Genomic DNA, 22,992 nt, shown 5'->3' with positions numbered 1-22,992 from the left:
GCCATGCGCCCCGCCCTCCTCCTGCTGCTCGTCGCCGTCTCCGGTCCGTCCTGGGCGGAGGACTCCGCGTCCACGAAGAAGGCGGCGAACGGCGCGACGCCAGCGCCCCAGGCTCCGGCGGCGAAGAAGCCAGCCAAGGCCATCCGCCTGGAGGCCATCAAGGTCGAGGGGCGCATCCAGAAGCCGGAAGCCTTCTATTTCCTCGACCGCTCCAAGCCGAGCTTCGACGACCTGAACCGCACGGAGAGCTTCGTGCCCAAGGTGGTCCAGAGCGTGCAGCAGGACCCGTTCTAGATCCATGGCCCTTCAAACCCGCCCCAAGTTGCTGCGCGTCGGCGTCATCCAGGACGGGCGCATCGTCGAAGAGCACCACCTGCTCCACGACTCCGTCACCATTGGCGATGACGCCCGCAACACCATCGTCATGCCCCCGTCCGAGGCGCGCCCGCCGCGCTTCAAGGTGCTGGAGAACCGCGGCCAGCAGTTCCACCTCATCATCGACGAGCACATGCAGGGCCGCATCAACCTGGGCTCGTCGGACGTGGACTTCGACGCGCTCCGGGAGCAGGGGCTCGCCACCCGCCGCGCGGACGACACCTTCGACCTGCCGTTGCAGGAGAGCGCCCGCGGCAAGGTGGACCTGCCGGACGCCACGCTCTTCTTCCACTTCATCCCCGCGCCCGCACCGGGTTCCAAGCCCACCCTCCCCCCGGAGCTGAAGGCCAGCACGTGGCGCACGGTGGACCGCGTCTTCTTCGGCATCCTGCTGACCATGCTGGTGCTCTACGTGCTGAGCGTCGCGCTCATCATCGCCCAGCCCGCGCCGGTGGAGGCGGAGGTGGAGCTGGACCAGCTGGAAGACCGCTTCGTGCGCGCCATCATTCCGCCCCAGCCCGCGAAGAAGGAGGAGCCCAAGGAGACGGCCGCGCCCGGGGAGAAGAAGCCGGAAGAGGAAAAGACCGCTCCGAAGAAGACGCCCACCACCGCTTCGCCGTCCGCTCCCGCCAACAGCGCGGAACGCCGGCAGCAGCTCACGGAGAAGGTGGGCAACACCGGCATCCTCAAGCTGCTGGGCGGCACGGGCCCCGGCGGCGGAGACGCCATCGCGGACGTGCTCGGGAACTCCGGCAGCGGCGCCAACGTGGCGGAGGCGCTCGCGGGCGCGACGGCGGGTGGCGCGCTCACGGCGGGCTCTGGCGGCGGCAACGGCATCGCCAATCCGCAGGGAGACACCGGCGGCAAGATGGCGGGCATCGGCGCCACGCAGACGTCCGGCGCGGGCACCGTGAACACCGGCCAGAAGCAGGTCGTCAAGGTGCCCCAGGTCGTGGACTCGGTGCCGGAAGTGGATAGCTCCGAGGTCAAGCCCAAGGAACTGGCCCGCTTCATCCAGAGCCGGAAGGCCTCCATCCAGCGCTGCTACGAGAACGGGCTCAAGCGCGACCCCTCCCTCAAGGGCAGGGTGATGGTCCGCTTCGACCTGACGCCCAGCGGCCGCGCCAGCAACGTGGAGGTGGAGGAATCCACCCTGCGCTCCGACGAGGTCATCAACTGCATCAAGACCACCATGCGCGCCTGGACGTTCCCTTTCAAACCGAGTGACGACGTCCCCGTCAGCTACCCGTTCATCTTCTCGCCAGGGGAATAGGCTCGACCGTCCGGACCTTCCGGGGTCACCGGACCCGCGGGGAGCACATGGAGAAGCTGGCAGTCATCGCCACATCCCCTCTCTTCGAGATGCTGGCCCCCGCCGAGCTCGCTCGGCTGGCGGAGCTGGCACGGCTGTACCGCTACGCGCACGGCGAGGTGGTGTTCGAAGAGGGCGACCTGGGTGACAGCCTCTTCGTCATCGTGCGCGGCCAGGTGGAGGTGGTGCGCCGGGGTGTGAGCAACGAGGTGAAGCCCCTCACCGTCCTGGGCCCGCCGGAGTTCTTCGGGGAGATGGGCCTCATCGACAAGGACCACCGCTCCGCCACCGTGCGCGCCCTGGGCGAAGTGGAGCTGCTCCAGCTCACCGCGCAGGATTTGCGGACCTTCCGGCTGGCGCACGCGGACGGCTTCACCTTCATCGTCGTGAACATCGCGCGCAGCCTGTCCGCCCGCCTGCGCGAGGCCAACGCCCGCCTGGCCCCCCAGGACTGACTTCCGGAGCTGGAAAGCCGGACTCCGGGGCGATGGGGCATTGCGTTGACACCCCTCCCCCTCACTCCTAGGCTCGACTCTCGCAGCTTGGGAAGGGCCGGAAGGACTCGTGAGGCGCATGCGCACCCTGGGAATGCTCGCCGTCGTGGGAGGACTCGTCACCTCCGGGATGGCGCTGGCGCAGTCGCCCGCGTCGCCGCCGCGCCCCGCTCCGCCCGCGCTGGACAAGGCCGGTGACGTGCCGGACAGCCAGAAGCTGGAGCGCAGCACGCAGGCCCTGGGCGGCATGCGGGAATCGCTCCGCCAGGTGTTCGAGAAGGTCGAAGAGGCGCGACGCACCAAGGACGTGGTGAAGCTCAACTGCGCCAACGAGAAGCTGACGCAGATCAAAGGCCTCCTGCGCATCTCCGAGCAGGCGGACGTGGCCCTCCAGGAGGCCGTCAGCAAGAGCGAGGCGGCGCCCGGCGAGCACGAGTTCACCAAGGTGATGATCGCCCAGCAGAAGGTGGGCCAGCTGCGCTCGGAGGCCGAGGAGTGCATCGGCCAGCTCGCCTTCCGCACCGACGAGAACCTCTTCGTGGAGGTGGAGGAGCCGGACAATCTGCCCGGCGGTGACCCCACGCGGCCCCCGCCGCCGCCGGATCTGGTGGTCCGTCCCCCGCCCGCGAGCCCCGTGGACTGAGTGGCTGGCCCCTTCCCACCTGCCACGGTCCCGGCCCCGGACCGTTTGTTCCGGCGCGGGAACCTGCGTGCTATGCCCCCCGTCTCACCGCGTGGAGCCCGTCTGACACCATGAAGCAGCCTGGGACATTCCGTCTGGCCCTTGGGGCCCTGGCGCTCGCGGCGCTCCTGCCGCTGACGGCGTCGGCGCAGGCCTTCGTGGGCGGGCGGCCTCCGGGTGGCAATGGCCTCAAGGTGGGCAACGGGCGACTGCACCCGACGCTGGAGTTGGAGACGCGGCTGGACAGCGGCGTGGGCTACTTCCGCGAAGCGGGCACCGGCCCCCTGTCCCCGGACCTGTCCGGAGAGCTGGCGCTGCACGTCCGCCCCGGGCTGATGCTGGACGTGCCGTCCCCCAAGCTGGCCGTCGCGCTGCGCGGCAACCTGGACTACGTGGCCTACACGGGCCTGCTCACGGCGGGCTCCGGCGCGGCGTCTCACCTGGAGGGCGCTGCGGACCTGGCGCTGCGGTTCAACCAGGAGAGCGAGCTGTCTTTTGAGGTCGGCGACGAGCTGACGCGCTCGGACCGCACGCGCACGGCGGCGCTGGGCGCGGGCATCCTCAGCCTCTTCAACGAGGCGCGCGTGAAGGCGCAGTGGAAGCCCGGCGGCGGCGCGTTGGAAGTCACCCCTGCGCTGGCGTACGCGATGGAGTTCTTCGAGCCCCTGGGCGGCATGACGCCCATCGGCTGCACCGACGCCGCGTGTGATCCGCTCGCCGCCAGCCAGTTCAACTACGGCAACCTGCGGCTGGGCGCGGAGGGCCGCTGGCGCTTCCTGCCCAAGACGGCGGTGGTGGTGGACACGGGCCTGCAGTACCGGGGCTACTTCAACGACACCACCACGCCCAGCGCGGCCATCCTGCACGCCATGGCGGGTGTGTCCGGTCTGATCTCCCCGCGGATTACCCTGACGGCGAAGGCCGGCTGGAGCCAGAACCTGGGCTCGGGCGGCGGCGGCACCGTGGTGGGCCAGGTGGAGGGCACGTACCTCGTGGGCCCGTCGCTCACGGTGAAGGGCGGCTACCTGCGCGCCTTCCAACCGGTGGCCGCCTACGGCACCTTCCGCGACGACCGCGTCTACGCGGAAGGGCGCACCGTGATGGGCAGCCGGCTCGCGCTGCACGCCACGGGCGCGCTGGACTTCCTCTCCTTCGCGGGCGGCCGCGGCGACACGCTGGTGACGCTGGACCTGGGGCCCGAGTATCAAATCCGCCCGTGGCTGGTGGGCGCGGTGGGCTACATGCTGGGCACCCGCTCGTCGTCGCTGGGCGCCGCTGGCCTCAACTACACCCGCCACGAAGGCTACGCGCGGGTGTCCGTCTCCTACTGAGGCCTCCCGCGCCCATGCGTTCCTCGCGGCTCTGCTTCATCCTGCCGGTCCTCCTCGCGGTGCTGTCCGCATGCCACGCGGACACGCGCCCGCCGCCCCCTCCGCCCACGCCCGCATCGTCCGCGGAGGCCGCGGCGACGTCTGGCGGCAACCTGGGCCCCGGTGACGTGGTGGAGGTGCGCGTCTTCCAGGAGCCCGAGCACTCCGGCACCTGGCGCGTGTCGCCGGAAGGCACCATCGACTATCCGCTGTGCGGCAAGGTGTCGCTGTCCGGCCTCACCGCCAGCGCCGCGGCGGATGCGCTGCGAGACTGCCTGGCGCGCTACCTGCGCCGCCCGCAGGTGTCCGTGCTGGTGCGGGAGTACAACTCGCAGAAGATCTTCGTCTTCGGGGAAGTGCAGAAGCCCGGCACCTTCCCCGTCACCGGCGAGGTGTCCATCATCCAGGCGATTACGCTGGCCGGTGGCTTCACCAAGCTGGCGGCGAAGAACAACACGCTCGTCACGCGCGTGGTGGACGGGCAGGAGCGCAAGATTCGCGTGCCCGTGGAGGACATTGGCGTGGGCCGCGAGCGCAACTTCCTGCTCCAGGCCGGCGACATCGTCTTCGTGCCGGAGAGCTTCTTCTAGTCGCGCGACGTCCAACCGATTTCATCCAGGAAGCGCTTCGCCTGGGTCATGAGCTGGGGCGCCAGGTTCGCGCCGCTCGCTAGCACGTCGCCCTTGAGCACGTCGAAGGGCCGCCCGTCGATGTGCACGATGACGCCGCCGGCCTCCGCCACCAGCAGGCCGCCCGCGGCGATGTCCCAGGGCTTGAGGCCGAACTCGAAGTAGCCGTCGAAGCGGCCGGCCGCGACGTACGCCAGGTCCAGCGCGGCGCTGCCGGTGCGGCGCATGCCCTGCGCCAGGAGGATGAGCTGGCTGAAGAGGCCCACGGGCAGGTCCGGGCGCTCGCGCACGTCGTAGGGAAAGCCCGTGCACAAGAGCGCCCGCTCCAGCGTGGCCGTGGGGCTGGCCTTCAGGGGCACGCCGTTGAGCGTGGCGCCCTCCCCCTTCGCGGCGGAGAAGAGCTCGTCGCGCATGGGGTCGTAGACGGCGCCCGCCACGGTGCCTTCCGGGCCCTCCACCGCCACGCTGACGCAGAAGTGCGGCACCTGGTGCGAGTAGTTGGTGGTGCCGTCCAGCGGATCCACCACCCAGCGGAACGTGTCGCTGCCCTGCGTGGCGCCGCTCTCCTCCGCGAGGATGGCGTGGCGAGGGTAACGCTGCCGCAGGAAGTCCAGCAGCGCGGCCTCGGAGGTGCGGTCCGCGTCCGTCACGAGGTCGATGCCGCCCTTGAACTCGATGGTGCGGTGCTGCGGGAAGCGCTCGCGGAGGATGCGGCCGGCCATGCGGGCGCCCTCCTCCGCGGTGCGGCGCAGCGCGGCGGGCGTTTCCGGTTCGTGGGCCATGGATGCGTTTCCCTCGGGTGCGCTCTAGGAGGCGGGCTCGGCGAGCAGCTGCTCGATTTCCGTCTGGAACTTCTGGAGGAACTCCTCGGCGAAGCCCTCGTGCACGTGGCGGACGACACCCTTGCGATCAATGAGGAAGGTGGTGGGCATCAGCCGCACCTTCAGCAGGCGCTCGGACACCAGCGCGTTGGCGTCCAGGAGGATGGGCAGCTCCACCTTCGCCTCCTCCAGGAAGGGAGGAATGGCGCGCACGTCCTCGTCCACGTTGAGGGCGTAGGCCTTGAAGCCGCGCGAGCCGTATTCCTTCTGGAGCTGCGCGTACATGGGCAGCGCGTCCTTGCAGGGCTCGCACCACGTGGCCCACACGTCCAAGAGGACGACCTGCCCGCGGTCGCTCTTCAAGTCGTACGGGCTGTTGTCCGGGTAGCGCTTCACCTGGAAGACGAGAGGCTGGCCCGAGGCCCGGTTCGACTCCAGTGCGGAGCTGCTGGAGCGCGTCCCGCCGCCGGTGCGGTCCGTGAGCGGAGGCAGCGGCGTGGGCGCCGCGGAGCAACCCAGGGCGAACGCCAGGGCACCCAGCGAGAGGAGGAATGGACGGCGCATGACTCAGGTCCCCTTCCCCGCCCGGGACTTCAGGGCGGTGAGCAGTTTGTCGATGAAGCCTCCGAAGGCGCCGTTGCTCATGACGAGCAGCACGTCACCGGACTTCGCCTCGGTAGCGACGCGGTCCACCAGCGTCTGCACGTCGGTGGCGCCGTCCGCGGCGATGCCCTGTCCCTTGAGCGCTTCGATGAGCTTGGGGACGTTGAGCTCCTCGCCCTCGGGCACCTTGTCGTGACGCTCGGGCACCTTGAGGCTGGCGCGCGTGGCGCCGGGGAAGGCGTGCGCGTAGTCCTCCTGGTGGATGTTGCGGCGGCTGGTGTTGGAGCGCGGCTCGAAGATGGCCCACAGGCGCCGGTCCGGGTAGCGGTGGTGGATGGCGGCGATGGTCTCGCGCACGGCGGTGGGGTGGTGCGCGAAGTCGTCCACCACGAGCACGCCGTCCACCTCCGCGCGAACCTCCTGCCGGCGCTTCACGCCCTGGAAGGTGGACAGGCCCTGCTGGATTTCAGCGAAGGTGAGGCCCAGGCCGCGCGCGGCGGCGATGACCGCGAGCGCGTTCTCCACGTTGTGCGCGCCGGACATCGGCAGCGTCACGGTGCCCAGGTCCTGGCCCTTCTCCACGACGTTGAAGCGGGCGCCCTCGGGACCGAAGGAGAGGTTCTTCGGCGTGTAGTCCGCGTCCGCGCCCTCCTTGGCCACGTAGGTGCTGACGGGAGCGGTGCCTTCACGCGCGATGCGCACGGCGTTGGGGTACGCGGCGCAGACGACCAACTGGCCGTCCTTCGGCACCAGGCGCACGAACTTCTCGAACGTGGCCTCGTAGTGGGGCAGGTCGCGGAAGATGTCCGCGTGGTCGAACTCCACGCTGGTGACGATGGCGGTGCGCGGGCGGTAGTGGAGGAACTTGGAGCCCTTGTCCCAGTAGGCGGTGTCGTACTCGTCGCCTTCGACGACGAAGTGCGGGCCCTTCCCCACGCGGTAGTTGCCCGCGTAGTTCTGGGTGACGCCGCCCACGAGGAAGCTGGGGTCCTTGCCCGCGGCCACCAGCACGTGTGCCATGAGCGAGGACGTCGTCGTCTTGCCATGCGTGCCGGCGACGACGACGGAGTGCGAGCGGTCCAGGAAGAGCGAGCCCAGCGCCGCGGGAAAGGACATCTGCTTGAGGCCCCGCTCGCGCACGGCGGTGGCCTCCGGATTCACCCGGCGGATGACGTTGCCGATGATGACCAGGTCTGGCTTCGCCGCGTCCAGGTTGGCGGGCGAGTACGGGCTGCTGGCGGGGATGCCCCACGTGCGGAGCATGTCGCTCATGGGCGGGTAGACGTTCTCGTCGCTGCCGGTGACGTCGTAGCCGGCGGCCTTGAGCATGCCGGCGAAGGAGCCCATGCCCGTGCCGGCCACGCCCACCAGGTGGATGCGGCGCACGGACTGCGGGTCGAGTGTGTCGAGGACGTTGCCGTTGTCGTCAGCCATGCTGCGGTTTCCTCAGGGGAGGACGTGAAGGTCGAGCGCCTCCACGACGAGCTCGTGGAAGGCGGGGCGGAAGTCGCGGATGCGCAGGTCCTGACGGCCCTGGGCCACGCGGTTGGTGATGAGCGCGACGACGAGCGACCGCCTCAGGTCCACCCAGAGGCTGGTGCCGGTGAAGCCCAGGTGGCCCACCGCGCCCGGAGGCGTGTCGCCAATGAAGCGGCCCGCGCTGGAGTAACCCTTCGACGGAGAGTCGAAGCCCATGGAGCGCGTGCTGCCCTCCACCTTGGGGTCGGTGGCGAGCGCGCGGTGCCACAAGGGCCCCGGAGCAATCGCGGCATGCGTGCCCGCGGCGCCCTCCAGCACGGCCTGTCCGAAGCGGGCCACGTCCACGGCGGTGCCGAAGAGGCCCGCGTGTCCCGCGACGCCGTCCAGCACCCAGGCGTTGTCGTCATCCACCTCGGCGGGGCGGGACGGCTGCGATGGCACGTCCTTCCACAGCGACTCCTGGCCAGGAGCGGGCTCGCGCGGGCGCATGGCGCCGGTGGGCGCGGTGGCGCCGTCGGCGGGGAAATCGCTGAGGCGGTGGAAGCGGGCCTTCAGTTCCAGCGGCTCCGCGACGTGGCGGTGGAAGAGCACGTCCAGCGGGGCGCCACCGGCGCGGGCGAGGATGTCACCCAGGAGGATGAAGCCCACGTCGCTGTACACGGACTTCGTGCGCACGGGCGCGTCGAGCGGCGTGGCGGCGGCGGTGTGGAGGACGTCCGCGTGGACCTGCGCGCGGACGGAGGCAGGGCAGCCGGCGTCGAGCAACTCCGGGTGGGCCTTGAGGGCGTCCGCGAAGAACGGGACGAACGCGGGCAGACCGGAGCGGTGGTAGAGCAGGTCCGCGACGGTGACGCCCGCATCGCCCGCGGGCGAGCCGGGGAAGTAGCGGGACACGAGCGTGTCCGGGCCTACCTTGCCTTCGGTCCACAGGCGCAGGAAGAGCGCGGTGGTGGACATGGCCTTGGTGAGGGACGCGAGGTCGAAGCGCGTATCGCCCTTCACGTTGCCAGCGACGCCACCGAAGACCTGCACGCCCTTGTGGAGCACCACGGCCTGGGCGGAGGGGAAGATGCCCAGCTCCACGCCGTCATCGAGCACGGCCTGGAGGTTGGCGATGGGGTGCTGACTCATCCGGGGCTCACCGCGCCTTCGAGGAACGTGAGGCGCGCGGCGTCCGCGTCCAGGCGCACGTGCGTGCCCAGGGCCACGGGGTAGTTGATGGCGCCATGGCCAATGGGGAAGCCCGCGGCGCAGGGCAGCTTCGCGTCGCGCGCCAGCTCACGGAGCACGTCCGCGCTGGAGTAGTTCGCGTCCTTCTCCTCGCAGGCGGTGAAGTCACCCAGGACGATGCCGCGCACACGGGAGAAGACACCGGCGAGCCGCAGATGGGTCCACATGCGGTCGATGCGGTAGGGGCGCTCGGTGACGTCCTCCAGGAGGAGCACGGCGCCATCGAGCGGCGGCATGTACGGCGTGCCCAGGAGCCGGGAGAAGACAGACAGGTTGCCGCCCACGAGGGTGCCCTCGGCGGTGCCGGGGACGTAGGTGGCGTTGCCGGTGAGGGGCGGCGGGGCCTCCGCGGATTCGAGCAGGCGGAAGAAGTAGTCGTGGACCTGGGTGGACTGGCGGCCCAGCTGCGTGAGCACGGGCGCGTGGATGGAGACGCGGTGCAGGGCCTGGAGCGCGCAGTGGATGGACGTCAGGTCGGAGAAGCCGGTGAAGGCGACAGGGCCGGCCTTGTCGATGGGCAGCTCCGGCAACAGGCGAGAGCTGCCATAGCCGCCCCGAGCGCAGAAGATGGCGCGGGAGGCGCGGTCGAGGAACGCGTGTGACAGCTCCTCCTGGCGGCGGGCGTCATCCCCGGCGAGGTAGCGGTGCGAGGCGCCGATATCGGGCCGGACCACCGGGGAGTAGCGCTCGGAGAGGATGCGCAGTCCGGCCTCGAAGGGGGCCTGTTCGAAGGGACCCGCGGGGGCGACGACTTGCACCGTGTCGCGGGGACGGAGCGGAAGGGGCTTGAGCCAACGCACGCAGCGCTTCATAGCACCCGGTGCGAGGGGGAAAGGGTGTTTCAGGGAGCCCGGGGCCCGAAGCGTTGAGTACCGCAGGACGGAGGAACGAGGCCCCGTGGAGCGCTCGTCCGCCCGCTGGCCGCCCTACCCCACCGCGCCGCGTTCGAGCACCGCCGCGAAGAACGCATCCGTGCCGTGCCGGTGCGGGGTGACGAAGAGGAACCCATCCTGGAGGCACGCGTCCGGAAGCCAGCCAGCGCCCGGAGTGACGGCCCGGAAGTCAGGGCGGGAGCGGAGGAAGTCCGCGACCACGTCCTGGTTCTCCGCGCGGTTGACGGTGCAGGTCGCGTAGACGACCCGGCCACCAGGGCGCACCACGTCCGCGGCGCGGGCCAGGATGTCGCGCTGGATGGCGGTGTATCGGGAGAGCGAGTCCGGGGTGAGCCGGAAGCGGAGGTCCGGGCCCCGGCGGAGCGAGCCCAACTCGGAACAGGGAGCATCCGCGAGGACACGGTCCGCGTTGAGGCCCGGTGACGGAGGCGTCCGGAGCACCTGGACGCGGGTGAGCCCGGCACGGGAGGCGCGCTGCTGGAGCCGGTCCAGCCGTTCCGCATCCGGGTCGTAGGCGAGCAGCCGGCCGGAGTCCTTCATGGCCGCGCCCAGTTGGAGCGTCTTACCCCCTGCCCCAGCGCAAAGGTCGAGCACGGTCTCTCCGGGCTGGGCCTCCACGAGGAGCCCCAGGAGCTGGCTGCCCTCGTCCTGGACCTCGAACAGGCCTTCACGGAGGGAAGGCAAGGCGTAGAGGTTCGGCCGGGGGCCGTCGACATGCAGGGCCACCGGGCTCCAAGAGCCAGGGCGGGTCGAGACGCCCTCGGAGGTCAGGCGCGCGGAAAGCGCGTCACGAGAGATACGGGCCGGATTCACCCGGAGCGTGATGGGGCCCGGGACGTTGAGGTGGGCGCAGAAGTCCTCCGCCTCTGTCCCCAACTCACGGACGAAGTGGTCCGCGAGCCAGTCGGGCAACGAGGCCCGGAGCGCCATTGACGGAGGCGTTCCGGTCCGCAGAGGAACCGGAGCCGCCAGCCCCGCCCAGGCTGCGGCATCCGAAGCAGGAACACCCACGAGGCCATGCAGGAGCGCGAAGAGAAGCTGCGAGGGCAACGGATCCGGCGAGTCCAGGAGGAACCCCAGGCGGCGGCGCCAGAGTCCCACGTTGAAGACGGCTTCCTTCAGCGCCTGGCGTCCCTCACGGGACAGGTCGCGGTGGGCACGCAGGGTCCGGTCGAGGACGCGCTCGGCGGGGTCGCCCGAGAGGACGCGAGCAAGCGCCTCGGACACGACGGCGCTCAGTCCCTGGAGGGCTGACCAGGGCTGCGAAGTAAGCCGGGAGATCGGATCGAACAGGACAGTTGACAGGGCAGGCTCGGTTCTCTAGAAGTCGCATCCGTCACGGCAACGCACCGCCGCGACGGGACATATTCCCCGATAGCTCAGCTGGTAGAGCGGGTGACTGTTAATCACCATGTCCGTGGTTCGAGTCCACGTCGGGGAGCTACTTGAAGGGTCCTACCAACCGGTAGGGCCCTTTTTGTTTAACAAGGGCCTCGCGATGACATCGCGGGGCCTTCGCGCTTAAGCCCCTGAATCACAAGGGATTCTGGCTCGCGGTGCTGAAGAGGGCGCTCTTGGCTCTCTACCCCGCAGAGCGAGATGCCCCCTCTTCTCCGCCGCCGATTGGGCTCTCTGGACCGCTCTTTCACCCGTTTTGGGGAGAGAGAGGCCGAGAGTGGTTAACAGTTTTGTTAACCACTTCGGGCCACCGATTCTGACAATCCAGGGCTTTCGATGTCGTACCTTCCAGGGTTGCGCCATTTCCCTCTTTCAGAAAGCCGAAATGGGCCACCTGTTAACCGAGAGAGCTAAACGCGGCTGGCAGTTACCGGGTACTCACGAATTCGTCGCGCGGCGCAGATCCAACTCACCGGCTCTCGCGCGACCTGCGAAGGCTCACGGTCCATCGGCTGCACCTGTCGGCGCCAGCGAGTCTCGCCGAGGGAAAGTGGCCTGGGAGCGCCTGGACTTCGTGCGCACAGAACGCGACTGTGGGCTTAGTTTTAACGACAGAGATCCATGACGCCGCCCCCTCCTCTTTCAAAACTTCTCTCCGACGCGGATTCGCGCCGTAAGTCGGCGACCGCCGAACTCGTTCAAGGAAGTCGAAGCGACCTCGGCCAGTTCCTCACTCCAGCTCCGGTCGCGCGCCTCATGGCCGGCATGTTCGCTGAGTTGCCGGCACGCATCCGGCTCCTCGATCCAGGAGCAGGCGTGGGCGGCCTCACCGCTGCATTTGCGGCAGAAACGTGCCTACGCGGAGGCGGCCAGGCGATTGTCGCAACGGCATACGAAGTTGACGAAGTTCTCGCGCCACACCTGCGCGAGACCTACGCAAACTGCCGGGCAACATGCGGAAAGCACGACGTCGGATTTACGGGACGTGTGCGAAATGAAGACTTTCTCGAAGCTGCCGTGAATGAACTGAGGGGCGACTTCTCATCGCCGCCAGTCGGCCTGTTCAATGCAGCCATCATGAACCCGCCGTATCGGAAAATCGGAACGGCGTCGAGGGAGCGCCGGTTGGTTCGGAGCGTCGGCCTCGACGCAACCAATCTCTACGCAGCCTTCGTGGCGCTCACCGTTCGCCTATTGGAGCCCGATGGGCAGATCGTCGCCATCATCCCGAGATCATTCTGCAACGGGCCGTACTTCCGCACCTTTCGCGACACACTACTCTCGGAGACAGCGATCCTTCGCATCCACGTCTTCGATTCACGTAAGGACGCATTTCGTGACGATGGCGTACTGCAAGAGAACGTCATCATCCACGTTCGCAAGAGCAAAGCGAAGCCGCACAAGGTCATCATCTCGTCGAGTTCCGGTGGCCCCGATGGAAACGTAGTCGAGCGGCTCTTGCCCTATCGCGACGTGGTTCGAGCTGCCAATGACGATCAGTTCATCCACCTCCCTACGGATGCCGACGATGACCGAACGGCACGATGGATGGCAACGTTACCGGAAACCCTCAAGTCGATCGGGCTGACTGTCTCCACCGGACGCGTGGTCGACTTCCGCGCGAAGGATTATCTGCGGCCAGTTCCCAGCAAGACGACAGTACCGTTGATCTATCCGTGCCACTTCAGCAATGGCACGATCTCTTGGCCGAAGTTGGACGCCCGCAAGCCGAATGCACTCGAAGACTGCGCCAAAACCCACAGTTTGCTGGTTCCTCGCGGATACTACGTTGTGACAAAGCGCTTCTCATCAAAGGAGGAGCGCAGGCGCTTGGTCGCGGCCGTTTACGACCCTGAGGTCATGACCGCGCCGCAGGTCGGCTTCGAGAACCACCTCAACTACTTTCATCGAGGTGGTGAGGGGCTGAGCAAGGAGGAAGCCTTTGGTCTCTGCGCATTCCTCAACTCGGAGCCCATCGATAGATACTTCAGGCAATTCAACGGACACACTCAGGTCAATGCGACTGACCTTCGGAGCCTCAGGTACCCAAGTCTTGATGTGCTCCGAGAGCTGGGAAAGCTCCGGTTGGTGCCCGGTACGCCCGAACTGGAGGCCTCGATTCGCGAGCGCTACCCGCTCGATTGACCGCTACTCGAAACTCTCAACATGAAACTGTCGCGAGGGGTCCTCAAGGATCCACAACATGGTCCCAGGAGCGAGGTTCTTGTGCTTGCTTTGCCTTGCTGCCGCGTCTTTCCATGAGCGGTACGTCGTCGTGAAGCCGATCGACGCATTGGGTCGCCCGCGATGGATGAAGCGTTTCGCCTGCTGGACCTTGTGGAAATCGACCTCGCCGTCACTCGTCACCGCCTCGATAATCCAGAAGGCGCCGGTGCCCGGGCTGTAGAGGAGCACGTCCGGCATCGCATCTTCGAGGCGAAGTTCAAGGCCGGCACTTGCCATGCGCTTCTTCGCGTCCTCGGGGACTCGGTCGCCGTCGCCATCGTCGATATAGAGAACCTCGAAACCTGGGAGGAACTTTGGCGCGTAGAACTCACACGAGGCCTTGATGAGGTCGCTGTGCTTGGTGTCCGTCGCCGCGCGCACATGCTCGGCCAGCTTGGCCTGGAGATCGAGCCGGCGACGAACAGCATCCTCAGCGATCCACGAGCCGAGCATCGTCTTCGCTTCCTTCGGCGACACTTGGAGAAGCGCCTTGAAGTCCTCGGCGAGGCGATACGCGGAGTTTGAGGACTTCGCGACAGGATGGCCGGCGACGAATTCTCGACGAGCCGGATCGAGCGTCACCGCGTTGACGGCGCCCACCTCGCGCAGCGGCTTGATCCAATAGTCGCGTCCCTCTCGGTCCAGCTTGCGGTCCCCGCGCTGAAGAATCCCTACATGGCACGCCAGGTGGGCCGTTGAAGCGCCATCAGCAAACTTGGCACCGGACGGCGCCTTGCTGAACCAGCTCGGCTGCTGGTCGTCGAGAAGAGCGAACACGACATCAACCAACTCTTCGGAGACTCTATCGATGCCGGCAAGCACCTCGCGAATCCGCTCCTTGGTGACGCCCTGGAGCGTCACAGGAACAGGGCCCCTGCCGGCCTTCAAAGCCGCATTGCGAATCTTGGTGACTTCTTCCTCAAGCGCCACGAGTGATCTCCTGGCGCAAGTGTACTGCCCGATATCGGGGAAGAACAGCTTCGATGCATGGTCGTGATGTCGACTACCTCCAACGAAGGCTCTCCTCCGAGCGGGTGCAGTGCCGGCAGAGGTGAGCATGCCGAGCCCGAGACGTCCTTGAGGTCTTCATCTAGTGGTCCGCGACGCCGTCAGGGCCGGTACCGCTCAGCCTCCTTGAAGAACTGGGTGAGTGAGTAGTCCAACAGCGACTGCCGGGACTGCATGTATCGGCGGGCACGGAGGAAGGGCAGCCAGACACGATTGCCCACCCGCACCTGGGACTCCTCCAGCTTCTGCCGCGGCACCCACGTGCCCCCCAGCCGCCGCACCAGCACGCCGCCCAGGAATGCCCCGAGAGCCGGAGCAGTGTGCTCGTCGATGAGTTCTCGCTTGTACCGCTCCGGGAAGTTCTCCCGCCAGAAGTAGAAGTCGAGGTCCGTGAGGGACTCGGGCGTCGCGTCGAAGATGCTGGGCACCTTCGTGTGAAGCGCAGCCACGAGACCTTCGGACAAGTCTCCGTAGGATTCGAGGACGCGCTCTGGATTCTCCACATCTGCGGGCAGGCCGACCGGAAGCCACTCCTCCGGCACCGGCGGCCGGAAGGCGTTGAGTTCGGCAATCTTCCGTTGCCGCTCGCTGATGGCGAACTCGTCCGGCAGCCGAGAGAGGAACGGCGCCACGTCGGGATGGAAGCGCGGCTCGACGGGTACGAGCGCAGCGCTGCGCTCCCTCAGCGTGCGAAGCACCGTGTCGAAGTCGAGGTCTGGCCGCAGGTGAACATGGGCGCGGGCCTGCGCCACGCGCGCCTCCTCACTGGCGAAGTCCGCAGCGGTGGGCCGCAGCACCAGGAGGACTGAGCCGTTGGGAAGCTCCTCCACGAGGTGCGCAGGCGTCGAGAGCATCCGCTCCCGGCCTACGCTTTCTACGAGCTTGGGGCCGAAGACGTTCAGCCAGAACAGCTCGTAGACCTTGTCGAACCCATCTCGCCTCGTAGCTTCATCATCGCGACCAAAGTTTGGATAATCCGCTAGCTGCCTGTCGGCCATGCTGTGGGCCATGGCATTGACTACAGAGCAGCTTGAGGCCCAGGCACGGATCATCTGCACGAAATTCTGGCAGCGTTCGGCAGGCCCAAAGAAAGAATGCGGCTGGACCGCGACCCATATGTGAAGACTGCATTCAGATGGCTCAAGAAAAAAATGAAACGTCATGTCCAACGAGGGACGATTCGCGCGGTAGAGCCCGACTACAGCGCTGCTCTCATCACGTTCCTCGGCAAACGCCTTCCAAAATGCGGCACGCGAATATTTGTGCCGCCGCTTCCCCTCAACAACCTCGGGCATCCAATCGAATGCATAAGATTCAAGCGCCAGAAGGAATGGCTCTAGGGCGCGCTCCAGACCATCCTGATGACCGAAGGCACCTTCGAAAGAAAGGCGGAGGATGTCTTCCGAGGCTACTTCGCGAAGTTCGAGCACCTTCATTCGAATGACACCTCCACACCCTTTACCTTCCTTTCAGCAATACCCACGGACTCCCTCAGCACATCGACTTTCGAGGGTTTCAGGGCCCCCCCTTCGTAGACGAGGCGGACCCTCAGGACTCTCGCTTGCTGCCGGATCTTGGTCCTCAGAATACTCAACGTCTCACCGTAGTACGTCAACGCGGCGCTAGCATCCGCGATCATCTGGGCCCGGAGTGCTTTGTCCGTCAGTTGAGATAGGTCCCGACTCTTGAGACTGAACGTCTCCACACGGGGCATCGGACCAGCAGTTGGCCCCTCTTCGATGACGAGCACATCCGCGAAACGGATGTCCACCTTCGCCACTCCCACATGCGTTTCAATGCGCGGCTGGTCGAAGTCCCTGAGCCACTTCCGCTGCGCCCGCGGCAGGGCCGCGTCCGCCTCCAGGATGGCGACCATCTTCTGCTCGAAGGCCAAGCCCCGTGCGTACCTGTCACGAAGAAGTTGATAGCCGGCCCACTTCAGAGGCCCCTTCTCCGCAATTCCCTGCTGGAGTTCCGCAGCCCTCGTCTCCAGGTACGCCACGTAGTCGGCCCAGAGTGGCTCCGCGGTGACTTCGGCTGGAGCAGCCCTCCGCAGAGCCTCGCGGTGCTTCGTCAGCTCCGCCACCTCCATCGACAGGCGCTCTCCCAGGAACTCCGCCTCCAACTGCTTGAACTTCGCCTCCGCCACCTCGGCAGGGAGCCCAGCCGCCTCGGGTGGCATGGAGGGCCGAGTACCGCCCTTTCTCCCGGAGCCCGCTCCGGTGGACGCGGCATTCGGGGGCTCTCGGTACCGTACGGCCAATGTGGCCTGTGCTTGGACAACGTTGCCTCGTGCCTCGTGGAGAGCCAGCGCGCCGGCTTCGCCCCACTCCGCCACCAGAATGGCTGCGTCCCGGTCCTGCTGGAGATAGCGCGCCAACTCCCCCACGACGCTCTCCCCGACGCGCGCCTCCAACCTCTCCAGCACCGCCTTCAGCGACTCCACGCGGGACACCACCGCCTGGAGGCGAGCGCGCTCCAACCGGGAGACGCCCGCTTCACGAAGCGCGTGCGCCCCTTTTCCTCCCGCATATAGGCCCACCATGAGGGCCGCAGGCGCCAACTGCCGCGTAGCCTCCTCGTACTCCCCCTTGGCGAGAGAGGCCCCGCCCTGCGCCGTCCCCGCCACCAGGTGGTAGAAGCCCAGCGGCACCCCGAAGGTGAGGTGGTCGAAGGACGCCAGGGCCACGTTGCTGGGCGCGAAGGCCCCCAGGAATTGGGCGTTCTCCACCTCCTGGTATGCCTCCTGGTAGAGCGGTGGGAGCTGCGCGGGCAGGTAGGACGCCTCCACGCCCCGGAGCCCACCGACGACTGAAATGGAGGCCCTGACGTCATCCGCGGCCCTCCCCAGTCCCCGCGCGATGTCGCCAGCACGGAAGTCCCGCTCCGGGAAGTCGGTGAGGGCCATGCCTCGCTGCTTCAGCTCCTCGCGCACCACCTCCATGGCGCCCAGGGAGAGCTTCAGCAGTTTGTCCTCGGCCAGCAGGTGCAAGAGTTGCCGCACCTCATCGTCGTGAGAGGTGTGCAGGACGAAGAGGGCGAGGACTTCCGCCTTGGCCACGCCGTGCTTCTCCACGGCGGTGGAGAGGAAGGCCGCGCGCTTCTTGAGGAGGACGCGGGCAGCCTCGGCCTCCAGGGGGCCCAGGGCGCCCAGCCGGACGGCGTTCCAGTCTGAGAGGGCCTCTACCAGCCGGGGCATGTCCGTCTGGCGCTGCAAGGCCAGGAAGGTCGCTGGCGTGGTGCACGCCAAGAAGGGCTCCAGCACCTCGTCCTCCGAGTCCAGGTGCGGCCAGCCCGAGGGGACGTCCCCGCACACACCTGCCAGGGCCCCCACCACACGCAGGGGCGCCGTTTCTCCCCCGCCGGGATTCGGGGGAGACGGCGTGGCCCGGCGGCGGTGCAGAAGCGGTCCGTCCGCGGACTCCGCGTCGAAGTCCTCGTGGGCGTCGTCCTCGGGGAGACTCGCGACGGCACTGCGCCCCAAGGCCACCAGGGGCGTCGCGCCCGAGACGGACGCCAGGGTGCCTCCAGGGCCCGCCCGTGAGGGTAGCGAGGCACACCCCGACGTCAGGAGGGCCAGGGACAGCACCAGGCCCACCACGCCGCGCAGCAGTCGCTCAGCGCGCATTGTCCACCCCCAGCCCCACGGCCGCGAAGGCCCCAGGCCGCAGCGTCCCCTCCGGCGTGGGAAACAGCAGCGTGCCGCCCTGCCCCAGCGCGTAGAGGTTGCCCCCCAAGAAGCGCCACCGGGCCTCTCCCGAGACGACATAGCGCGCTCCCGGCTGGCCCATGGCCGTCGCCAGTCCGCCGACGCCCACCGTGAGGTCGCGGTGGAAGAGTTGCGCCTCCACCCGCCCGTCCACGTCCACCCGGCCCCAGGAGAAGGCCTCCACGCCCAGGGAGAGGAAGAGGTGTCGCTGGCGCATCCCGCTCAGGCGCACCGCGTCCCAGTTGAGAATCACCTCCCCGTAGGCGGAAGCCCCCTCCGGGAAGGACGCCTCCGCCAGCGGCACGGAGGCCGGGCCCGCCACCTGGAAGCGCGCCAACTCGTAGTCCGGGCCGAAGGCGCCCTGCCGGAAGCCTCCACGTTGGAGGCGCCCCTCCAGGCGTGCGCGCATGTCCACCGTCGACGTCAGCGCATCCACGCCCACGCCCACCACCGCACCCCAGGCTCCACCCTCGCCCGGGCGTCCACCCCACCCGCCCAGCAAGTGCGCCTCCACCCTCTGCCCCTTGCGCCCGCGCCGCAGCACCACGGCGGTGGCGTCCAGGTGCGCCAGCGTCATGGGTCTCGCGGTGCCACCCACCCGCCCCCAGTCGTGCGCCACCGACAGCGCCAGCGTGTACCGCCCCGGGACAGGGGGCCGGCCGAAGAGGACGTGCTGCACGTCCAGGGCGACTTCAGCCCCCGCCAGGCGCGCGCTCAGCACGTCCGAAGCGAAGGCTTCCGCGTACACCGGGCCCAGCGTCCCCGTCGCGATGACGCCGGCCGGGTGGTAGTCGGGGTTGACGCGGTTGCCGTAGCGCCGCACCAGGTGCCCGGACAGGAGGGAGTAGCCCTCCATCATCCCCAGCCACACCGAGTCGGGCGTGTCCCCGCCCACCATGAAAAGGCGCACCACCTGCCCCCAGTCGGACAGAGTGTCCCAGTCCTCCTTCCTCACGAGGCCCGCGCCTGCCCTTCCGCCCCACAGCCTCAGCCGCACCGGCGCCCCGAGAATGAGACGGAACGACTCCCCCCTCCCCAAGGCCACCATGGGCTCCACCTGCACGAAGCCTTCTTCGGTGCCCGTGCCCTTCCGAGGCAGCAACGTCAAGGTCGCCGCATCCATGCGCAGCAGGTTCGTCCACGGCGGTGTCGAGTCGAACGTGGCGGTAACAGAAGCCTCCTCTTCGGACGGTGCCTCACCCGCGTCTTCGCCGGAAGGCGTGTCCGAGATGGCCTCCTCCAGCCTGCGCACGGTGGCGTCGAAGTCCTCCGGCGTGGCGGCCTCTCGCGCCCCTCCCGCCCCAGGTACCAGCAGCAGCAAGACGACGGCCCAACTCCAATGCATGCCCATCGACGCCTCCGTGGCAGGCCCCAGCAGGGGCGCTTAGAACAGAGGTTCCCTGTTCGGTCCGACAGGACAGCGAACCGGGTGGGTCATCACGATGAAAGAGTCACGGGCGACCCGGCCCGTTAGGGTATAGACAATCGTGCCAAGTCACACTGCGGCACCAGGACGGACCAGCTCCGCGCACGGCGCCAACCGCGCGAATCGGAATGACCGTGGCGGAGCTCCTCAGCGTTCGTCAGGCATGCTGCACAACGAAGCGTAGACTGCTACTCGCGCACGAGGACTGCCAGCGGGTGCCTTTCATGGCGCAGGAGGTCCCTGCGCAGCTCGCGAGCCTAACGCCTACATCGAGGAGCAGTGATTGAAGGTGGTGCAGGAGCGTCGTCATCAGGGCGCCCGCAGCCATCAGTGAAGCGCGCATTCACCCGCGCACACTCCAGCTTATGGGAAGGTGATGTTGCCCAGGGTGACGGTGCGGCGCACATCCGCATCCCAGAGCTTGAGCGTGAAGGGTCCTTGAGGTGACTCCGACGCGGACTCGGCTTCCACCACCACTCGCTGAACATCCGGGGCCGGGCCCAAGGGGCCGGACTGCCACACTTGAAGCACCTTCAACTCCTCGTTGGCCTTGCCCCGGAGGGTTGCCCCCTTCGCAGTCCACGGTTGGGCATCCCCCACTGACTTGAGGCCGACCTCTACAGCCACCCGGCGGGCTGCGCGGTATGCATTGACATAGTGTTTGGCTGCCGCCCCGCCTGGGCCCAGGGTCACACCCTTGGTCACGTCGCGGAAATCAAGCCCGCGCCCGTTCAGGACCGACGTCGAAATGAGTCCCGTCACTCCATCAGGTGCACTTCGCTCCGCGCGCAGACGCACATTCTCCTCTTTACACTGCTCAGCCTCGATGCGCGCCTGCCGAACCTCCTCCTGGTATGTCTCGACGCCCCTCCTGCGTCGATACACCTCAATGAGCGCTTCCGACCGTGCTGGGTGTGCGACCAGGACAATCGTCGCACTTGCCGGGGCAGATCCATCCTGGAAGCGCACCGTTAACTTGAGCCGTTCTCCAGCGGAGATTTTCTCTGAAGGGACCAAGCGCAAGGTATTGAGTCCAGCGTCCACCATCGCGAAGCGCTCGCGTCCCTCGAGCGTCAGCCCTTCTCGACTCACCTCCGAATCAAAGAGGAACACCGTCGATAGCCCTGGGCTCACCGCCACTTCAGCCACTGGCTGAGCATCATCCGAGACCAGCTCGATTCGGCGAACACTCAGCCCCACGGCGGGCGAGGGCGACTGCGCCAGAGCCGACCCCTCACCTGCGAGGAGAAGTAAAAACAGACCGGCCGTCACTGAATGATGCACGCGACGTTTCTCCTGAACCAATCCAGCAACGACGCCTCTGGCGACTCACGAGCGCCTGTCAAACAGCGACCTGTCATTCAAACTCACTCACGGCCTTGACGAAAACGGCAGAGTACACACGAGCCTTTCCGGAATCCCCTCCGCCACCCTCTATTTCCAGTCCGCGATTGCGAGAGGTGTCCAGCACCTCCAGGCAGACGGGGAAGCTTCCCTTGCTCGTCCGCGCTCGGGTCAGTCGGACATAGAGACGGTCAGCCACAAATTGTCGCCCAGACAGCGTGGCACCACCCGACGCCAGAAAGATAATCTGCGCAGGGCCCTCCCTCACCGTTACGTATTTCTCCTCCCCCTGGACGAAGCTCGCAGCCGCATCGTCCCCAATATCCATGCCCAGCATCTTCATGCCCTTGGTGGCTCCTTCCGGGCACGGTTCGGAATCCGGAGCAGGGCGCACTTGCGGGCCCGTGCAAGCCATCGCGCCGCAGAGGACCGTCGTCGCCAGAGCACTGCGGGCGCTCCTCGTGGCCTTCTTGGCAGGCACGGGTGGAGAGGAAGGGGTGTCACTCTGGGGTGTCGTCACGGTGGCAGTCACCTCGGGAAGCGTCGCGGGAGGCACGACGGCCGCAGGTGTTGCCTCCGGCCCGGTGGGAGCTGCGGCCGGGGCAGCTTGAGGTTTCTTTGTATATGGCGCTACTTCTTGGCCGGGACTGGAGGAGTGCCGAGCCCCGGGTGGCGAGGGCTGCTGCTGCGAGAGAATCGCTCCTGCAGTCAGGGCGACGGCCAGCAGCCCCACCCCCAGCACACGCCCCATCCGGAGTCGCGAGAGAAATGAGCGCCGCCCCAACTCGACGACGGGGGGCACAGGCGCCGCTTGCGGCGCGGCGTCCGCCTCCATTGTGGCTTCCGCCCCCACCCCCGCCTCGAGCGCCAAGCCCGGCAGTTGCGCCTCCATGAGCCGCGTAGCCGCAGGCGCCAGCGGTGCCTCGGGTGGCAAGGCCGCGGGCTTGCCTTCGCCCGGGACTGCCGGCAGCTCTGGCCCGGGCGCCTTGCCCCGGCGCATCTGGCGCAGGGGCCGCTTCGCCCACCGAGTCAGCGCGTTCACCTCGCCCTCGGTGGTTGCTGAGTTCGGGCCATACGCCTCGAACAGGGGCGTGTCCCACGCCTCCCTTTCCGCCTCGGCCAGCAACTCCTCCAGGGCCGCACAGACAGCGCTCGCGTCGGGACGCACAGCAGGGTCCTTCTCCAGCAGCCGCATGCACAACATGCCCAGCCGCTCCGGGACGAAGCGGTTGACGAGGTGAGGGGGCACAGGCGACTTGCCAATGACAGCCTGGACGTACTCGGGGTCCGTCGCCTCGTCGAAGGGCAGCCTCGCCGTGAGGAGGCGGTAGAGGACAGTGCCCAGGGCCCACATGTCGTCCGAGGGGACGGACACGTAGCGGGCGCCTCTGTGCCCCGCGTGCTGCTCCATGAAGAGCCACGCCTCGGGGGGCCGGTACTCCATCGTCCCCGGCGGCAGCATCGACTGGGTGATGCCAGGGGCGCCCTTGTAGTCCCCAATGCCGTAGTCCACCAGCACCGCCAGGCCGTCCGCATCGCGCACCATGACGTTGGCGTCCTTCACGTCCCGGTGCACCACCCCTGCCTCGTGCGAGGCCACCAGCGCCCGCGCCACGTCGAGCGTCACCTTCGCAATCCGCCGGGCCGAAGGGTTCTCCTCCTTCACCCACGCGCTCAGCTTCCGCCCCTCCACATACTCCATGGCGATGAGGGCGAACTCGCGCTCCCGCAGTTGCCAATACGAGAAGCCGCGAATCCCCACCACGTTGGGGTGCTTCACGCTCAAGAGGATGGTGATTTCTCTCTCGACCCGCCCCTCGACGCGCTGCCGCTCCACGAGCTTCAAGGCGCAGGGCTGCCCGTCGTTCGTCGCGAGGTACACGGTGCCGAAGCCGCCCTGGTCCAGGTGCCTCACCACCGTGTAGCCCTTCACCACGTCCCCAGGGGACAGCACGGCCGGGGGGCCGTTGTCCCTCATCGCGACGTCCTCAGG

The 22,992-nt window shown here is 67.7% G+C and carries 19 protein-coding genes and 1 tRNA gene; 8 read left to right on the top strand and 12 right to left on the bottom strand.

Annotation, left to right across the window (positions count from 1 at the left end; translation table 11 throughout):
* The first annotated feature begins 3 nt into the window (after window positions 1–3).
* From GTZ93_RS16915 to GTZ93_RS16890, 6 genes are all read left to right on the top strand, one after another.
* A complete protein-coding gene (locus GTZ93_RS16915) occupies window positions 4–294 on the top strand; it encodes a hypothetical protein (RefSeq protein WP_120581646.1) in 291 nt (96 codons plus the stop codon).
* A 4-nt stretch (window positions 295–298) separates the two neighbouring features.
* Window positions 299–1,648, top strand: coding sequence for an AgmX/PglI C-terminal domain-containing protein (locus tag GTZ93_RS16910; RefSeq protein WP_161662872.1), 1,350 nt, complete (start codon window positions 299–301; stop codon window positions 1,646–1,648).
* A gap of 47 nt (window positions 1,649–1,695) precedes the next feature.
* Window positions 1,696–2,142 (top strand): cyclic nucleotide-binding domain-containing protein, encoded by a 447-nt coding sequence (locus tag GTZ93_RS16905; protein WP_120581644.1) that lies wholly within the window; start codon window positions 1,696–1,698, stop codon window positions 2,140–2,142.
* A gap of 118 nt (window positions 2,143–2,260) precedes the next feature.
* Complete coding sequence (locus GTZ93_RS16900) at window positions 2,261–2,824, top strand: hypothetical protein (RefSeq protein ID WP_014394786.1); 564 nt, start codon at window positions 2,261–2,263, stop codon at window positions 2,822–2,824.
* A gap of 110 nt (window positions 2,825–2,934) precedes the next feature.
* Window positions 2,935–4,194, top strand: coding sequence for a hypothetical protein (locus GTZ93_RS16895; protein ID WP_120595070.1), 1,260 nt, complete (start codon window positions 2,935–2,937; stop codon window positions 4,192–4,194).
* Window positions 4,195–4,208: 14 nt separating this feature from the next.
* The gene (locus GTZ93_RS16890; protein WP_120579484.1) at window positions 4,209–4,823 is read left to right on the top strand and encodes a polysaccharide biosynthesis/export family protein; all 615 of its coding nucleotides are present in this window, start codon (window positions 4,209–4,211) and stop codon (window positions 4,821–4,823) included.
* Here GTZ93_RS16890 and GTZ93_RS16885 read toward each other — a convergent pair.
* The 6 genes from GTZ93_RS16885 to GTZ93_RS16860 all read right to left on the bottom strand — a co-directional run bounded on the left by GTZ93_RS16885 (window position 4,820) and on the right by GTZ93_RS16860 (window position 11,115).
* The gene (locus tag GTZ93_RS16885; RefSeq protein WP_139920402.1) at window positions 4,820–5,644 is read right to left on the bottom strand and encodes an inositol monophosphatase family protein; all 825 of its coding nucleotides are present in this window, start codon (window positions 5,642–5,644) and stop codon (window positions 4,820–4,822) included. The genes GTZ93_RS16890 and GTZ93_RS16885 overlap by 4 nt on opposite strands.
* 24 nt (window positions 5,645–5,668) lie before the next feature.
* Window positions 5,669–6,247: a TlpA family protein disulfide reductase gene (locus GTZ93_RS16880; protein ID WP_139920400.1), complete on the bottom strand. Its 579-nt coding sequence runs from the start codon at window positions 6,245–6,247 to the stop codon at window positions 5,669–5,671.
* A gap of 3 nt (window positions 6,248–6,250) precedes the next feature.
* Window positions 6,251–7,720 (bottom strand): UDP-N-acetylmuramate:L-alanyl-gamma-D-glutamyl-meso-diaminopimelate ligase, encoded by a 1,470-nt coding sequence (gene mpl, locus GTZ93_RS16875; RefSeq protein WP_139920398.1) that lies wholly within the window; start codon window positions 7,718–7,720, stop codon window positions 6,251–6,253.
* 12 nt (window positions 7,721–7,732) lie between these two features.
* On the bottom strand, window positions 7,733–8,896 hold the full coding sequence (locus GTZ93_RS16870) for a serine hydrolase domain-containing protein (RefSeq protein WP_139920396.1): 1,164 nt from the start codon (window positions 8,894–8,896) through the stop codon (window positions 7,733–7,735).
* On the bottom strand, window positions 8,893–9,807 hold the full coding sequence (locus GTZ93_RS16865; protein ID WP_121781742.1) for a S66 peptidase family protein: 915 nt from the start codon (window positions 9,805–9,807) through the stop codon (window positions 8,893–8,895). Before GTZ93_RS16865 ends, GTZ93_RS16870 begins: the two co-directional genes overlap by 4 nt.
* Window positions 9,808–9,921: 114 nt before the next feature.
* Entirely contained in the window at window positions 9,922–11,115 is a 1,194-nt protein-coding gene (locus GTZ93_RS16860; RefSeq protein ID WP_180946122.1) for an RsmB/NOP family class I SAM-dependent RNA methyltransferase, read from the bottom strand.
* A gap of 141 nt (window positions 11,116–11,256) precedes the next feature.
* Between GTZ93_RS16860 and GTZ93_RS16855 the strand changes: the two genes are divergently transcribed.
* Both GTZ93_RS16855 and GTZ93_RS16850 read left to right on the top strand, forming a co-directional pair.
* A tRNA-Asn gene (locus tag GTZ93_RS16855) sits at window positions 11,257–11,329 on the top strand.
* A 578-nt stretch (window positions 11,330–11,907) separates the two neighbouring features.
* Window positions 11,908–13,431 (top strand): Eco57I restriction-modification methylase domain-containing protein, encoded by a 1,524-nt coding sequence (locus GTZ93_RS16850; RefSeq protein ID WP_139920392.1) that lies wholly within the window; start codon window positions 11,908–11,910, stop codon window positions 13,429–13,431.
* Between the two features lie 3 nt (window positions 13,432–13,434).
* Here GTZ93_RS16850 and GTZ93_RS43265 read toward each other — a convergent pair whose 3' ends face one another.
* The 6 genes from GTZ93_RS43265 to GTZ93_RS16820 form a co-directional block, all read right to left on the bottom strand.
* On the bottom strand, window positions 13,435–14,442 hold the full coding sequence (locus GTZ93_RS43265) for a BsuBI/PstI family type II restriction endonuclease (protein WP_219629091.1): 1,008 nt from the start codon (window positions 14,440–14,442) through the stop codon (window positions 13,435–13,437).
* 179 nt (window positions 14,443–14,621) lie between these two features.
* Window positions 14,622–15,956 carry a hypothetical protein gene (locus GTZ93_RS16840; RefSeq protein WP_139920388.1) on the bottom strand — a complete coding sequence of 445 codons (1,335 nt, stop codon included), beginning with the start codon at window positions 15,954–15,956 and terminating at the stop codon, window positions 14,622–14,624.
* A complete protein-coding gene (locus GTZ93_RS16835; protein ID WP_139920386.1) occupies window positions 15,953–18,148 on the bottom strand; it encodes a hypothetical protein in 2,196 nt (731 codons plus the stop codon). The genes GTZ93_RS16840 and GTZ93_RS16835 overlap by 4 nt, the downstream gene beginning before the upstream one ends.
* Window positions 18,138–19,580, bottom strand: coding sequence for a hypothetical protein (locus tag GTZ93_RS16830; RefSeq protein WP_161662871.1), 1,443 nt, complete (start codon window positions 19,578–19,580; stop codon window positions 18,138–18,140). Before GTZ93_RS16830 ends, GTZ93_RS16835 begins: the two co-directional genes overlap by 11 nt.
* Before the next feature lie 438 nt (window positions 19,581–20,018).
* On the bottom strand, window positions 20,019–20,939 hold the full coding sequence (locus GTZ93_RS16825) for a DUF2381 family protein (protein ID WP_139919026.1): 921 nt from the start codon (window positions 20,937–20,939) through the stop codon (window positions 20,019–20,021).
* Window positions 20,940–21,012: 73 nt separating this feature from the next.
* Window positions 21,013–22,977 carry a serine/threonine-protein kinase gene (locus GTZ93_RS16820; RefSeq protein ID WP_139919025.1) on the bottom strand — a complete coding sequence of 655 codons (1,965 nt, stop codon included), beginning with the start codon at window positions 22,975–22,977 and terminating at the stop codon, window positions 21,013–21,015.
* Window positions 22,978–22,992 lie beyond the last annotated feature (15 nt).

The organism is Corallococcus exiguus (assembly GCF_009909105.1).
Classification (GTDB): Bacteria; Myxococcota; Myxococcia; order Myxococcales; family Myxococcaceae; genus Corallococcus; species Corallococcus exiguus.
Note: the sequence above shows the minus strand (reverse complement) of the source record. Positions and strands in the feature narration are given on the sequence as shown.

What these genes read in the sequence shown, in the direction of transcription:
- GTZ93_RS16915 (WP_120581646.1), top strand. Translation starts at nt 4, where the DNA reads ATGCGCCCCGCCCTCCTCCTGCTGCTCGTCGCCGTCTCCGGTCCGTCC.
- GTZ93_RS16910 (WP_161662872.1), top strand. Translation starts at nt 299, where the DNA reads ATGGCCCTTCAAACCCGCCCCAAGTTGCTGCGCGTCGGCGTCATCCAG.
- GTZ93_RS16905 (WP_120581644.1), top strand. Translation starts at nt 1,696, where the DNA reads ATGGAGAAGCTGGCAGTCATCGCCACATCCCCTCTCTTCGAGATGCTG.
- GTZ93_RS16900 (WP_014394786.1), top strand. Translation starts at nt 2,261, where the DNA reads ATGCGCACCCTGGGAATGCTCGCCGTCGTGGGAGGACTCGTCACCTCC.
- GTZ93_RS16895 (WP_120595070.1), top strand. Translation starts at nt 2,935, where the DNA reads ATGAAGCAGCCTGGGACATTCCGTCTGGCCCTTGGGGCCCTGGCGCTC.
- GTZ93_RS16890 (WP_120579484.1), top strand. Translation starts at nt 4,209, where the DNA reads ATGCGTTCCTCGCGGCTCTGCTTCATCCTGCCGGTCCTCCTCGCGGTG.
- GTZ93_RS16885 (WP_139920402.1), bottom strand. Translation starts at nt 5,644, where the DNA reads ATGGCCCACGAACCGGAAACGCCCGCCGCGCTGCGCCGCACCGCGGAG.
- GTZ93_RS16880 (WP_139920400.1), bottom strand. Translation starts at nt 6,247, where the DNA reads ATGCGCCGTCCATTCCTCCTCTCGCTGGGTGCCCTGGCGTTCGCCCTG.
- mpl (WP_139920398.1), bottom strand. Translation starts at nt 7,720, where the DNA reads ATGGCTGACGACAACGGCAACGTCCTCGACACACTCGACCCGCAGTCC.
- GTZ93_RS16870 (WP_139920396.1), bottom strand. Translation starts at nt 8,896, where the DNA reads ATGAGTCAGCACCCCATCGCCAACCTCCAGGCCGTGCTCGATGACGGC.
- GTZ93_RS16865 (WP_121781742.1), bottom strand. Translation starts at nt 9,807, where the DNA reads ATGAAGCGCTGCGTGCGTTGGCTCAAGCCCCTTCCGCTCCGTCCCCGC.
- GTZ93_RS16850 (WP_139920392.1), top strand. Translation starts at nt 11,908, where the DNA reads ATGACGCCGCCCCCTCCTCTTTCAAAACTTCTCTCCGACGCGGATTCG.
- GTZ93_RS16840 (WP_139920388.1), bottom strand. Translation starts at nt 15,956, where the DNA reads ATGAAGGTGCTCGAACTTCGCGAAGTAGCCTCGGAAGACATCCTCCGC.
- GTZ93_RS16835 (WP_139920386.1), bottom strand. Translation starts at nt 18,148, where the DNA reads ATGCGCGCTGAGCGACTGCTGCGCGGCGTGGTGGGCCTGGTGCTGTCC.
- GTZ93_RS16830 (WP_161662871.1), bottom strand. Translation starts at nt 19,580, where the DNA reads ATGGGCATGCATTGGAGTTGGGCCGTCGTCTTGCTGCTGCTGGTACCT.
- GTZ93_RS16820 (WP_139919025.1), bottom strand. Translation starts at nt 22,977, where the DNA reads ATGAGGGACAACGGCCCCCCGGCCGTGCTGTCCCCTGGGGACGTGGTG.